Below are 12,645 nucleotides of genomic sequence, written 5' to 3'. Positions count from 1 at the left end.
CTGCAATTGTGAAAAGCAATAAGCAGTGGGTGGGGACTTGCTTATATCAGGAGGAGTGCAAGTTTCTCCTGATAAACTGCGGAGCAGATTATTTGGTGTAGAGCCACGTAGCGAAGCGGATTAAGAATATCCGCTTAACAAACAATAATACTGTAAAAAATAGGGGAACTTATCTAAACGATAAGATTTTTTACAGTATAAGTTACTGGAATGAGCAATACAAAAGTGCAAGAAAAAGGAGAATTCAAATGAAACAGGAGAAAGAAGCAACTACCGGTACGAAGATAAGCCCGGAAGAAATCAAGCGTGTAAAAGGTCTTGGATGTTTAAAAGATAAACGTTATGATGACATCTTCAACATACGGGTGATCACAAGAAATGGCCGCATCACCACAGAGGAACACCGTGCCATCGCCGACGCAGCTGAGAAGTTCGGAAACGGAGAGATCACAATGACCACCCGTCTGAGCATGGAAATCCAGGGTGTACCCTATGGGAACCTCGAGGGCGCTATCGCACTTCTGGCAGAACATGGTCTGACAACCGGCGGAACCGGAAGTCTGGTGAGACCTGTTGTATCCTGCAAAGGAACCACCTGTCAGTATGGTCTCATCGATACATTTTCACTCAGCGAAAAAATCCATGAACGTTTTTATTTAGGATATCACAACGTAACACTGCCACATAAATTCAAAATAGCAGTAGGTGGATGTCCCAACAACTGTGTAAAACCAAACTTGAATGACCTGGGAATCATCGGTCAGCGAATCCCGAAACCGGATACAGAGAAATGCCGTGGTTGCAAAGTCTGTCAGATCGCCAAAAACTGCCCGGTGAAAGTCCCGGAAGTAATAGACGGCAAGATTTATATCAATCCGGAAGAATGCAACCACTGTGGCCGCTGTAAAGGCAGATGTCCATTCGGTGCAGTTACAGAATATCAGGATGGATACAAGATCTACATAGGCGGCCGCTGGGGTAAGAGAGTCGCCCACGGACGTACACTTACCAGAATCTTTACAGATGAGGAACAGGTGATGAAAGTAGTAGAAAGAGCAATCCTCCTTTTCAGAGATGAGGGAATAGCAGGCGAACGTTTCGCGGATACTGTAAACCGCCTGGGATTCGAGTATGTGAATGAGAAACTGATCAGCGAAATCTAAGTATGCGTAACATGAACTGAGAATAAAATAAATACCTGCTCTGGTGATATTGAAACATCTCCATGGCGGGTATTTTTTATTTCACTGGGAAATTACTCCGTAATGTTCTTATGAAATAAAAAGCCCTCCGGGCAGGATCGCACTGCGGCGGAGACGGAGCTGTATTTGGTGGCAGAAATTTTTTCTGTCGAAATTAAGCAAAAAACTTCTATAAAAAAGTACGAAATTATGCTATGATTTTCACACTGGGTTAATTATGAAATTTACTGTAGAGATAAGAAAAGAGATAGGAAGGATGGAAAGTATTATTATCGGGATTGCCGGGGGGTCTGGTTCCGGTAAATCCACATTTACGAACAGAATAAAGAAACATTTCGGGGATGATGTGGTGGTGATCTATCACGATAATTACTATCGCAGACAGGACGGAATCCTCTTTGAGAAACGTGTGAAGGTAAACTACGATCATCCGGATTCCCTGGAGACAGATCTTCTGGTAGAGCACTTAAAACAGTTGAAAGCAGGAAAGAGCATCGAATGCCCGGTCTATGATTACAGTCAGCATAATCGTTCCGATAAAGTAATTAAGATCGAACCAAGGCCGGTGATCCTGGTGGAAGGAATCCTGCTTCTGGCAGATGAAAGGATCCGTGATCTTCTGGATATCAAGGTTTATGTGGAGGCAGACGCAGACGAGAGGATTCTGCGCCGTATTTCCAGAGATGTGGAGGAACGCGGCAGAGATCTTAACGGGATCATCGAACAGTATCTGACCACTGTAAAACCGATGCACTATCTGTATGTGGAACCTACGAGGGCGAAAGCGGATATCGTGATCAACAGTGGTAAGAATAATGTAGCCTTTGATCTGTTTGTGTCGAAGATCAGGCAGCTTTTGGAGCAGCTTTCTGATCAGGATAAAAAGTGTACAGTTGGAGAAAGACGAGGATAATTTTTATAATGATTGTGACAATAATTGAGAAAGTCTATTCTTTTTTATGGGGAGATATGATCCGTATTCCTCTGCCGGGAGGCAGCGGTCTGGGGATTCTGTTTTATGCCAGAAGTAACGTGGCGTATCTGTTCGGAGATAAATGGTGCTGGCAGACTGCTTATAAGATCCTGGCACTGATCATGCTGTTTAGCGGCGGGATCGCTGCATATACTTTTGTGTGGGATCTGGGAGATGTGGGAATTGGGCTGATGACGATCTTTAATATTATTTTTCTGTATCCTTTGTCCGGACAGGCATTGAACGAATTGAAGGAATATGAGGCGGAAAAGAAAAATAAAAAAGATAGAAATTGACAAATTCTCTTCATATGATTACAATAGCAGATATGTGAGAACACGTTACCGTGTTAAAGTGCACGGGATGAAAATACAGCTAAGAGAGGAAAGAAAAAATGAGTACCTGGGAAGAAAATGTACGTAAAGTAATTCCATATACACCTGGCGAGCAGCCAAACCAGCCGGATATGATTAAATTGAATACCAATGAGAATCCGTATCCTCCGGCACCGGGAGTAGAGAAAGCACTGAAGGAGATGGATATGGATGCCATGCGTCTTTATCCGGACCCTGCAGCTTATGATCTGGTTCATGCTATTGCGCAGATGTACAGTCTGAAAGATGAACAGGTATTCGTAGGAGTTGGTTCAGACGATGTGCTGGCCATGAGCTTTCTGACCTTTTTTAATTCAGAAAAGCCGGTGCTGTTTCCGGATATTACCTATTCTTTCTATGATGTATGGGCAGATCTGTTTAAGATCCCATATGAAAGACCTGCTCTGGATGAGAACTTTCATATAAAGAAAGAAGATTATTTCAGGGAAAACGGCGGAGTGATTTTCCCCAACCCGAATGCACCTACAGGTGTGGAGATGCAGCTGGAAGATGTGGAGGAGATTATCAGACATAATCAGGATGTGATCGTGATCGTGGATGAAGCCTATGTGGACTTCGGTGGAAAATCGGCATTGCCACTGATCGAAAAATATGATAATCTTCTGGTTGTGCAGACTTTTTCCAAGTCCCGTTCCCTGGCAGGAATGCGTATCGGTTTTGCCTGCGGAAATGAGAAACTGATCAAATATCTGAATGATGTGAAATATTCTTTCAATTCCTATACCATGGACCGCACTGCCCTGGCAGCAGGTGTGGCAGCAGTGAAGGATCAGGCATATTTCCAGGAGACATGCAATAAGATCATAGAGACCAGAGAATGGACTAAGAAGGAACTGAAAGCCCTGGGATTTTCTTTCCAGGATTCCATGTCTAACTTTATCTTCGCTGCTCATGAGACATGCCCGGCCGAGAAAATCTTCGAAGCATTGCGGGAAAAGCATATTTACGTAAGATATTTCCCGAAGGGAAGAACAAACAATTTCCTTCGTATTACCATCGGGACACAGGAAGAGATGCAGACATTTATTAATGTTTTGAAAGATTATCTGAAATAGGAGGTTCTATGGAAGTACTGGTACATTGGTTTTCCAATAATCTGTCACAGTTTATTTCACCGGAGGGTGCGGTGTTTATCATCTCCATGATTCCGATCCTGGAGTTAAGAGGCGGGCTTCTGGCAGCGTCCCTGCTGAAGATTTCAGCGGCAAAGGCCATTCCGCTGTGTGTGATCGGAAATATTATCCCGATTCCGTTTATTCTGCTTTTTATCCGGAAGATCTTTAAGGTGATGAAGAAAACGAAACTGTTCCATGGACTGATTGTCCGTCTGGAGAACAGGGCAATGAGAAAAAGCGATCAGGTAAAGAAATATGAATTCTGGGGTCTGATGCTCTTCGTAGGAATTCCTCTTCCGGGAACAGGAGCATGGACAGGAGCACTGGTTGCATCTCTGCTGGAAGTTGATATCAAGAAATCATCTCTGGCAATTCTGTCGGGTATTGTCCTGGCAACGATCATTATGTATATCGTATCCTATGGAGTAGTAGGAAACCTGGTTCATTGATCGGACAGGGGATATTTGCCTGAATTGAAAAATTGAATGAGTTTATATGTCAGACGAAAAGAGCTGTTTTACATTGTTGTCATGAGAAAAATGACAGCAGATGTAAAACAGCTCTTTTTATATAATAAGAAATTTTTTACAGTTTCCGCTTCAGCATATCTCCGTTGGAAGCGTATTTCAATGCGGTTTCTCTGGTAATGCGTCCCTGTTTATAAAGTTCCAGAAGGCTCTGATCCATGGCGCGCATGCCTTCGTGGGCAGAAGAAGAGATCACACCGTCGATCTGGTGGACTTTATTATCGCGGATCATATTGCGGATGGCCGGGTTCAAGCGCATGACTTCGAAGACAGGGATGTTATGTCCGTTGATATCCGGTACCAGCTGCTGGGAGATGACTGCCTGAAGTACCATGGACAGCTGGATAGAAACCTGTCGCTGCTGGCTGGGTTCAAAAACATCTACGATCCTGCCGATGGTGTTGGCTGCGCCTGTAGTATGCAGGCTTGAGAGAACCAGATGACCGGTTTCGGCAGCTGTCATGGCAGTCTGGATGGTTTCGTAATCACGCATTTCGCCAAGAAGGATCACATCCGGGCTCTGGCGCAGTGTGGCGCGCAGGGATACCAGATAGCTTTCTGTATCTGTGCAGATCTCACGCTGGCTGACAATACATTTATCATGGCGGTGCAGGTATTCCAGAGGATCTTCCAGAGTGATGATATGTCCTTCCCTGGAGTGGTTGATCCTGTCTACGATACATGCCATGGTGGTGGATTTACCGCTTCCAGCAGGGCCTGTGACCAGAACCATGCCTTTGGTGAAATCAGCTGCGGACATTACTTCTTCCGGGATATGGAGAATATCCGGATTCGGAAGATCGAAAGCGATCACACGGATCACAGCAGCCAGGGAACCTCTCTGACGATAGGCATTGACACGGAATCTGGAGAGACCGGGGATAGAGAAGGAGAAATCATCGTCTCCTGTCTGAAGGAAAGGGTCAATATTTCGGTTTCCTGCCATAGAATAGATCTGGTGGATTAGACGGTCTGTATCGTCCGGCATAAGACGTTCTCCGAAGATGGACATTTTACCGTCGATCTTTACAGAAAGGGGACGTCCTGCAATGATAAAGATATCGGATGCATGGTTTTCGGTAGCATAAGATAAATAATCAGGTATGATCTGTTCGGTCATGATTGTTCTCCTTTATATACGGGCTGTCTGTTATTGGGATTCCAGGTTCCGGTGGTGACAGTCTTCCAGGTGAGAAGCTGCGGCGAGAAAGAGGAATCCTGAGCAGGCCAGGAAAGCTGAAATTCCACATACAGTCCCTGGCTGTCTGAGTAGTCTAAGACAAAAGAAGCGGTCTGGTTTGTGCTGTCCCATGTCAGGGAAATATCAGAAAAATCTTTTACGAGATTTTTCATACGGGAAAGATAATCTGATTTGTCAGAGGAAGCGCAAGCTGCGTCCCTGGCTGCAGCAACAATATTCTGATACTGTGCACTGGCCTGTGTACAGGCATTGCAGTAGTCGGTGGTCTGCTTCAGGGAAACCTGTGCAGCCTGCAGATCCTGCCTGGAAGTTCCCAGGGTGAGAAGCGCCAGGATCACCAGACACAGAACTGAGAAAATAACGAACATAGATGGAATTCCCATGGAAAGAAATTGTGTTCTTCGTTTATTCATTCTGAGGTGTTCCTTTCTGAAACGGAGTTGGATGAGGACATATTTTCTGATTGAAAAGGAAAGGCAATGGAAGTCTGATACAGACTGTTACCTTTCTGATCTGTGAAGGCCAGATCAGCACTTTTTTCCAGGTTGGAAGTTTTCAGCCGGATAGTCATGGTATAGCAGACATCTGCTTTTTCGCACAGTTCCCAGTTCCAATCATAGAAGTACTGGAGGGTATCTTCTGTCTGGGTACTGCAGGGCAGAAGGTCTGTGAAAGTTTCATTCCGGCCGTCCCATCCTTCCAGAACCTCTTCTGCACAGACAGTCAGTTCCTGGATGTGGTTGTACTGTCGTGCTTTCTCACGGTTATTTCTGGCAGCTGCGAAGATCTGTACACAGGCAGTGCAGGTTAGAGAAAGGATCAGAATAGACAGGATCATTTCCATCAGGAACAAGGTGGATTTTGAGTGGTTGTACAATTTACGCATAAGTTCCTCCCTTTCATGTCATTCTGAAGTTACAGGCGGGCCGGGATGAAGCAGCAGGCTTGTGGTATGTCCCTGCAGGTCTTCCATGGAGATCCGGTAAAAACCCTCTGATGTTTCCTCTGCCTGAAAGGTTTCCAGACTGGCGATGGACGTTCCCATTTCTGGAGAAGGGACGTTGCCTTTTGCAGTAAAAAGTTCTTTCAGCTGGTGATCCAGCAGATAAATGTAGGTAACATAAGAAGTTCCGTCTATGGTATCTGTCATGCAGAATGCAGGAAGATTGTCCAGGGTATCCAGAGACACTGACTGACTGCTGTCATGCTGCCGGAATTTCTCTGTAATATAGGCAGAGGCTGTATAAAGATTGTTATTCTCCTGATTTCCTTCTACAGCTGTCCGGTATGCCTGGGTGGAAAAAAGCAGCATCATCAGCAGAAAGATCAGGAACAGTCCCAGAAGGGTGATGACAAAAAGCGTATCAATGGAATGACTGCGTCTGGAATTACGGTTCATGACGGACCTCCCTTCTGAGAAGAAAGTATCAGAACACTGATGGAGGGGAGCAGATTGGAACTGTTTGGAACATACTCCACTACAAATTTGTCAGAGTCATAGGTAATATGGTAATCATTCAGAAGCTCATCCAGGCTCTGGGGATACTGCCCGGTCATGGCATAGGTACGGATAGCACCCTGCTCTAAGGCCTGCTTCAAAGTGGTCTGTTCTTTATTAACAGCTTCTGTTCCTGCAACGGAAATCCCCAGATAAAAGACCAGGAACAGCACGGCAAGGACAAATACAGGCAGAAAGTGTCGGATCTGCCGCCGGACCCGTCTGCCGGTTGGTTCAAATAAATCCATGGCAGCCTCCTCAGACAACAATTTTAGAAAGAATGCCAAGCAGCGGCATCATTACTGACAGAAGTACCAGACCTACCAGAAGAGAGAAGATGATTACAATAGTAGGTTCTACTATGGAAATGATATTACCTGTGACATTCAGGGAAGAATCTCTGTAGCGGTCTGCAAGGCTGGTCATAACCTCATCTGCAGCACCGGCGCGAAGTCCGACTGTGATCAGTCTGGCGTCCATTCCCTCGAAGAGTCCGGCTTCCGACAGTGCGTCCTCCAGAAGTGCTCCTTCTTCCAAAAGGTGGATCGCTTTTGGGATTTTCTCCTTGACAGATTCCTGAGAGATCAGTTCCTGGGCCATTTCCAGGGTGATCATATGATCCATTCCGCTGTGAAGTCCCATGGCGATGGCCTGTGTCAGTCTGGCATAATCTGTGGAAACGGCGATTTCCCTGATAAAGGGGAGCCTGCCGGAAAGTCTGCTCAGAAATGTCCGTCCCCTGTCGGTGAAAAATAATACGGCGAAGCCTGCCATCAGCACAAGAACAAGGATCAGGGCTGCGGCAGAGTAGCGGGAGATCAGATTTCCTGCATTTAAAAGTCCGTTGGAAAAATTATTCATTTCAAGTCCCATCTGCCGGAAAACCTGCTGGAATACAGGCAGGACTTTGACAAGCAGGATCACGATCACGGCGGCCATCATCACCAGCATCAGCAACGGATAGGTGACTGCACTGCGGATCGTTTCGGAAATTTCCAGTTCCTGTTCATAGTGGCGGGAAAGGCTTTTTAATACTTCGTCCAGACAGCCGGTTTCTTCGCCTATTTTCACATAGGAGATCATGGAAGAGGGAAACTTTCCGGAATGTTCCAGCGCTGTGGCAAAAGAGCCATTCTCTTCGAAATCATTCAGAAGGGACTGGAAGAAATCCTTCCCCTGCTGGGTGCGGCTGTCTTCCTGCATAAGGGAAAGTCCCTCTGCGCAGGAGATGCCGGAGTGAAGAAGAATGGAAAACTGTTCACAGAAATGAAAAAGTTCCTGATCAGTGAATTTGTTTTTCATAAATTTCAGGTTCCTTTCTTTAATTCATAGATGCTATCTTGTAAACTGTACGGTGTAATTGTTATTGTCCCCTATGTATTCCTGGATAGTATCCTTGTCTTCGCTGTTGGAGTCGAAGGTAGGGTCCATACGTGACCAGGAGTCACCGCTGAATTCTACAGCCTTGTCAACCCAGCCTCTGGAACGGATATAGACATTGATCCATGCATGTTTGATATCCCCGGCATATCCTATCTGAAGCTTGCAGGGAATGTCGCAGCTTCTGAGCATGGCTGTAGTAAGGGCTGCGTAATCGAAGCAGATCCCTTTGCCTGTCTGCAGGGTCTCATCTACATCAGGAAGGTATCCGGAAGCTACAGTATCTGCCAGATCATAATCGTAGGTTACATGAGAAACTACATAATTATAAATGGTCTGAAGGGCATCAATATCTGAGGTATCTTCAGATACCATGGAAAGGGCCAGCTTACTGGCTTCTGAATCCGGAGTAAAGTTTACGTACTGGTTCGGATAGAGAAATGGCAGAAATTCATTGGCAAGTTTTATTTCCAGGGTATCAGCATAAAGTGCTGCATACTGGGAATCGCTGATCTGCTGGTAGCAGCTGACCTGGTAAGTGCTGCTTCCACTGGAAAAAGGAATAACAGCGCTTTCCCCGGGACTGATAAAATAGGAATAGACAACCCCGTCTTCAGCGGTAAGCTGAACGTTCATCATCTGATCTGTGGAATCTGAGACAGCAGTGAGATAGCCCTGATCTGTATCAGAGATATCCAGGACCAGTGGGGAAGTTCCCAGAGTTTTTTTGCCCGGTGCTTCAGGTACCAGAACCTGAAGGGGGGAATAGACCGGCGGTTCATCCGGATCGCTGCCGGAGGAGCCGCATCCTGTAAACAGAAGGACAGGAATGAGGATCAGCAGGATAAGGGGGCGGGCAGAATGGAAATTTGGCATTTGTTCGCTCCTTGTAATATGATAAAAAACGTTCTTATTAACAGTATAGCAGATTCCCGGGAAAAGAAAATCCCAATCAGGAAGAAATTGGAAAAAAATGCTGACAATATGGGACGAAATAATAAGAAAAAATATAGAATAATGCCGGAAGGCTATTGACAAAATGCTATCCGGGGAGATATACTTATACACAAAGGCAAACCTGTTGAAAAGCAGGGACGCAAAGCCAAGGGTCTAAGGTCGCAGAGACTATGACAGCCGGTTGCCGCATTAAATTTCTATTATGTGATGTGATGATAGGGAAAGTTGACAGGTGTCAGCTTGTTTTTGTGGTAGCCGTTTATCATGGATGAACGGTTTTTTTATTGCTATAAAACGTACTATTTCCCGGCACATATATAGGTTCACAGTAAGAAAGGATGTGTAAGGTCTATGAGAAAGAAACTCGCAGCATTATTTAAGAACAGAAAAGCAGCCGCTGGACTGACCGCGGTTTTACTTGCAGTAGCAGTAGGAGGAACCGCAGTTGTACAGCAGAATCAGGTACCGGAACTTCCATCCTATACGGATCCGATCCTGGAAACAAATATCGAAGAAGATGAAACACCTCTTGCATCAGCACCGAAGACAACGACCAAGACAAGCAAGAAAACATCAACCAAGAACGTGAAACTAAAATCAGCAGCCAAGAAATCCTATACAAAGACGCTGCCGAAAAAAACGAAAAGAAGCCAGAAAAACAGCGAAACAACAGCTGCAACAGTGACAACCAAAAAAACAGTTGTAACAGCAGTAAAGGAGAAATATACCAAGAAGTCCAAAGTTAAAAAAGTTACAACAACCACTACAACAACAGTTGTCACAACTACTACAGCAAAGAACTCCGCGTCATCCACTGCCAATACCGCAGGAACTACAAACACCAGCGGAAATACAGCGGCAGTAACTGAAAAACAGAATACAGCCCAGAAGGGACCTGTTGAGGTAGGTCAGATCGCTCCGAAGGAAGCAGCCAATGTACTGTCAGCATTCAGAACCCTTGGATTTACAGTTGAGATCGATCCTTCTGTTAACTACACAGGTTATTTCAATGCACGTAACCAGAAGATCATTATGAGAGACAATGATCCGGCCATTTATCATGAGTTAGGTCATTTTGTAGCATTCGTAGCAGGAAATGTAGATACGAAAGCTGCATTCCAGGCAGTATACAATCAGGAAAAGAACCTGTACACAGCTTATAATAAGGCTTATGTAACTCAGAACAGTGCAGAATATTTCGCTGAATCTGCGAAAGAATACATCTTAAGCCCTTCAACATTAAAAGCACAGAGACCGAAGACTTATGAAGCTATAAAAGCAGCATACGACAGCATCACAGATGCCCGTGTTGCAACTGTAAAGAAAATGTACAGCATCATCTGGAAATAGAAATTAAAACATAAAAAAGAAATCGTACATAGCGGACCGGAAGCCAGCAGGGCTTCCGGTCTTTCAATTTACGGATATATGACAGTAGACAGCGAAAATAAAATGTGATAAGATAAAGCCAAAATCTGATATCCACGTCGTTTCAGACGATTTATTCCATAAGATCAAAGAAATACAGACGATAAGTAAATAAAGTTATCACCCCCAAATAAGAGTACGAAAAGGCAGAGAGGTATTTTATGAGAGAAAAGTATGAATCATTGTCTCTGGCAACATTAAAAGAATTAGCCAAGGCCAGAGGACTGAAAGGGATTTCTGCATTAAGAAAACCGGAACTCATTGAGCGTATGCTTGAAGAAGATGAGCAGCAGAGAGAAAAAGAAGAGAAACAGGAGTCCAGAATGGAAGGAAAACAGGAAACAAGACAGGAAACCCGTTTTCCGGAAAGACATCCGGACAGAGTGCAGGAACCGGCCCATGCACAGCAGGGTGCAGGAAACCAGTACCATGTTCCGGCAGAAGCTGTTCAGCTTGACAGCGGAGAAAAGGCGGATGGTATTCTGGAGGTGCTTCCGGATGGATATGGATTTATCCGCTGCGAGAATTATCTTCCGGGAGAAAATGATATTTACGTATCTCCCTCCCAAATCCGCAGATTTAATCTGAAAACCGGTGATATCATCCGTGGAAACATCAGGATCAAGACACAGGGAGAGAAATTCAGCGCCCTGTTATATGTGACATCCATCAATGGATTTCACCCAAGTGAAGGGCAGAAAAGATATAATTTCGAGGATATGACACCGATCTTTCCCAATGAGCGTCTGGTAATGGAACGCCCTGGCGGAACAGTAGCCATGAGGATCGTAGACCTGATCAGCCCCATCGGAAAAGGCCAGCGAGGCATGATCGTATCTCCCCCGAAAGCCGGCAAGACCACACTTCTGAAAGATGTGGCCAAATCTATCCAGAGGAACAATCCGGATATGCATCTGATCATCCTTCTGATCGATGAGCGCCCGGAGGAGGTTACAGACATAAAAGAAGCTATCAGGGGAAATAACGTAGAGGTTATTTACTCTACCTTCGATGAGCTTCCGGAGCACCATAAACGTGTATCTGAGATGGTAGTGGAGCGTGCACGCCGTCTGGTAGAACATAAAAAAGACGTAACCATCCTTCTGGATTCCATCACCAGACTTGCCAGGGCCTACAACCTGATCATTCCTCCAAGCGGAAGAACTCTTTCCGGTGGTCTGGACCCTGCAGCTCTTCATATGCCGAAGAGATTCTTCGGTGCAGCCAGAAACATGCGCGAAGGCGGAAGCCTTACCATCCTGGCTACAGCACTGGTAGATACAGGCAGCAAGATGGATGACGTGATCTACGAAGAATTTAAGGGAACCGGAAATATGGAGCTTGTCCTTGACAGAAAGCTGCAGGAGAAGAGGGTATTCCCTGCCATTGATATCCAGAAATCCGGAACACGAAGAGAAGACCTTCTCCTGGATCAGGAAGAACAGGAAGCTGTATACAATATGCGCAAGGCATTGAATGGAATGAAGCCTGATGAAGCGGTGGAACAGATCCTGAATATGTTTGCCAGAACCCGTAATAATGCGGAATTTGTCCAGATGGCGAAGAAACAGAAATTTATTTAAAAAAAAACTAAAATATCTTGCATTCCCCTGGGGGCTATGTTATAATCATAAAGCTGTTTAATAGTAAATTCGTCAAATGAATACGAATAGAAAATAGAATCTTATAGAGAGGTGAAAATCATGAGAGAAGGAATCCATCCGAATTATTATCAGGCAACTGTAACCTGCAACTGTGGTAACACATTCGTAACAGGTTCTACTAAACAGGACATCCACGTAGAAATCTGCTCCAAATGTCATCCATTCTACACAGGTCAGCAGAAAGCTGCTCAGGCTCGTGGACGTATTGATAAGTTCAACAAGAAATACGGCCTGAAATAATCAGAATATAGTATGAATTGAGAAGGTTGAGGTTGGGAAATCTCAACCTTTCCTGTTCTTTGGGA

Annotated in this window: 15 protein-coding genes, 1 pseudogene and 1 riboswitch; of the genes and pseudogenes, 9 read left to right on the top strand and 7 right to left on the bottom strand. The window is 45.0% G+C overall.

Annotated features, from left to right (window positions below; translation table 11 throughout):
* Positions 1-248 precede the first annotated feature (248 nt).
* The 5 genes and pseudogenes from R8695_RS14410 to R8695_RS14390 all read left to right on the top strand — a co-directional run bounded on the left by R8695_RS14410 (position 249) and on the right by R8695_RS14390 (position 4,134).
* Positions 249-1,163 carry a 4Fe-4S binding protein gene (locus R8695_RS14410; RefSeq protein WP_154779592.1) on the top strand — a complete coding sequence of 305 codons (915 nt, stop codon included), beginning with the start codon at positions 249-251 and terminating at the stop codon, positions 1,161-1,163.
* A gap of 295 nt (positions 1,164-1,458) precedes the next feature.
* Entirely contained in the window at positions 1,459-2,115 is a 657-nt protein-coding gene (gene udk, locus R8695_RS14405; RefSeq protein WP_154779593.1) for a uridine kinase, read from the top strand.
* 89 nt (positions 2,116-2,204) lie between these two features.
* Positions 2,205-2,471: pseudogene (locus tag R8695_RS14400) on the top strand (alanine:cation symporter family protein); the annotation flags it as partial.
* A gap of 98 nt (positions 2,472-2,569) precedes the next feature.
* A complete protein-coding gene (hisC, locus tag R8695_RS14395) occupies positions 2,570-3,625 on the top strand; it encodes a histidinol-phosphate transaminase (protein WP_118509412.1) in 1,056 nt (351 codons plus the stop codon).
* Between the two features lie 8 nt (positions 3,626-3,633).
* The gene (locus R8695_RS14390; RefSeq protein ID WP_154779594.1) at positions 3,634-4,134 is read left to right on the top strand and encodes a COG2426 family protein; all 501 of its coding nucleotides are present in this window, start codon (positions 3,634-3,636) and stop codon (positions 4,132-4,134) included.
* A 136-nt stretch (positions 4,135-4,270) separates the two neighbouring features.
* Here R8695_RS14390 and R8695_RS14385 read toward each other — a convergent pair whose 3' ends face one another.
* The 7 genes from R8695_RS14385 to R8695_RS14355 are packed head-to-tail and all read right to left on the bottom strand — an operon-like array spanning position 4,271 to position 9,167.
* Positions 4,271-5,332 (bottom strand): type IV pilus twitching motility protein PilT, encoded by a 1,062-nt coding sequence (locus tag R8695_RS14385; RefSeq protein WP_118509414.1) that lies wholly within the window; start codon positions 5,330-5,332, stop codon positions 4,271-4,273.
* Positions 5,329-5,826, bottom strand: coding sequence for a hypothetical protein (locus R8695_RS14380; protein WP_118509415.1), 498 nt, complete (start codon positions 5,824-5,826; stop codon positions 5,329-5,331). The genes R8695_RS14385 and R8695_RS14380 overlap by 4 nt, the downstream gene beginning before the upstream one ends.
* Positions 5,823-6,299, bottom strand: a complete 477-nt coding sequence (locus R8695_RS14375) for a hypothetical protein (RefSeq protein WP_154779595.1) — start codon at positions 6,297-6,299, stop codon at positions 5,823-5,825. The genes R8695_RS14380 and R8695_RS14375 overlap by 4 nt, the downstream gene beginning before the upstream one ends.
* A gap of 18 nt (positions 6,300-6,317) precedes the next feature.
* Positions 6,318-6,812 carry a DUF4860 domain-containing protein gene (locus R8695_RS14370; protein WP_154779596.1) on the bottom strand — a complete coding sequence of 165 codons (495 nt, stop codon included), beginning with the start codon at positions 6,810-6,812 and terminating at the stop codon, positions 6,318-6,320.
* On the bottom strand, positions 6,809-7,159 hold the full coding sequence (locus tag R8695_RS14365) for a hypothetical protein (protein ID WP_118509418.1): 351 nt from the start codon (positions 7,157-7,159) through the stop codon (positions 6,809-6,811). The genes R8695_RS14370 and R8695_RS14365 overlap by 4 nt, the downstream gene beginning before the upstream one ends.
* 10 nt (positions 7,160-7,169) lie before the next feature.
* Entirely contained in the window at positions 7,170-8,213 is a 1,044-nt protein-coding gene (locus R8695_RS14360; protein ID WP_154779597.1) for a type II secretion system F family protein, read from the bottom strand.
* A gap of 33 nt (positions 8,214-8,246) precedes the next feature.
* Positions 8,247-9,167, bottom strand: a complete 921-nt coding sequence (locus R8695_RS14355; protein ID WP_154779598.1) for a transglutaminase-like domain-containing protein — start codon at positions 9,165-9,167, stop codon at positions 8,247-8,249.
* Here R8695_RS14355 and R8695_RS14350 point away from each other — a divergent pair.
* The 4 genes from R8695_RS14350 (at position 9,153) to rpmE (ending at position 12,580) form a co-directional block, all read left to right on the top strand.
* Entirely contained in the window at positions 9,153-9,326 is a 174-nt protein-coding gene (locus tag R8695_RS14350; protein WP_154779599.1) for a hypothetical protein, read from the top strand. The genes R8695_RS14355 and R8695_RS14350 overlap by 15 nt on opposite strands.
* Before the next feature lie 26 nt (positions 9,327-9,352).
* Positions 9,353-9,437, top strand: a riboswitch (cyclic di-GMP riboswitch).
* Between the two features lie 162 nt (positions 9,438-9,599).
* Positions 9,600-10,598 carry an anthrax toxin lethal factor-related metalloendopeptidase gene (locus R8695_RS14345; RefSeq protein ID WP_243139439.1) on the top strand — a complete coding sequence of 333 codons (999 nt, stop codon included), beginning with the start codon at positions 9,600-9,602 and terminating at the stop codon, positions 10,596-10,598.
* Between the two features lie 239 nt (positions 10,599-10,837).
* A complete protein-coding gene (rho, locus tag R8695_RS14340) occupies positions 10,838-12,259 on the top strand; it encodes a transcription termination factor Rho (RefSeq protein ID WP_154779600.1) in 1,422 nt (473 codons plus the stop codon).
* A 120-nt stretch (positions 12,260-12,379) separates the two neighbouring features.
* Complete coding sequence (rpmE, locus tag R8695_RS14335; protein ID WP_118509422.1) at positions 12,380-12,580, top strand: 50S ribosomal protein L31; 201 nt, start codon at positions 12,380-12,382, stop codon at positions 12,578-12,580.
* Positions 12,581-12,645 lie beyond the last annotated feature (65 nt).

Source organism: Blautia luti, assembly GCF_033096465.1.
Lineage (GTDB): Bacteria > Bacillota > Clostridia > Lachnospirales > Lachnospiraceae > Blautia_A > Blautia_A luti.
This window is presented reverse-complemented; position numbering and strand designations above follow the sequence as displayed.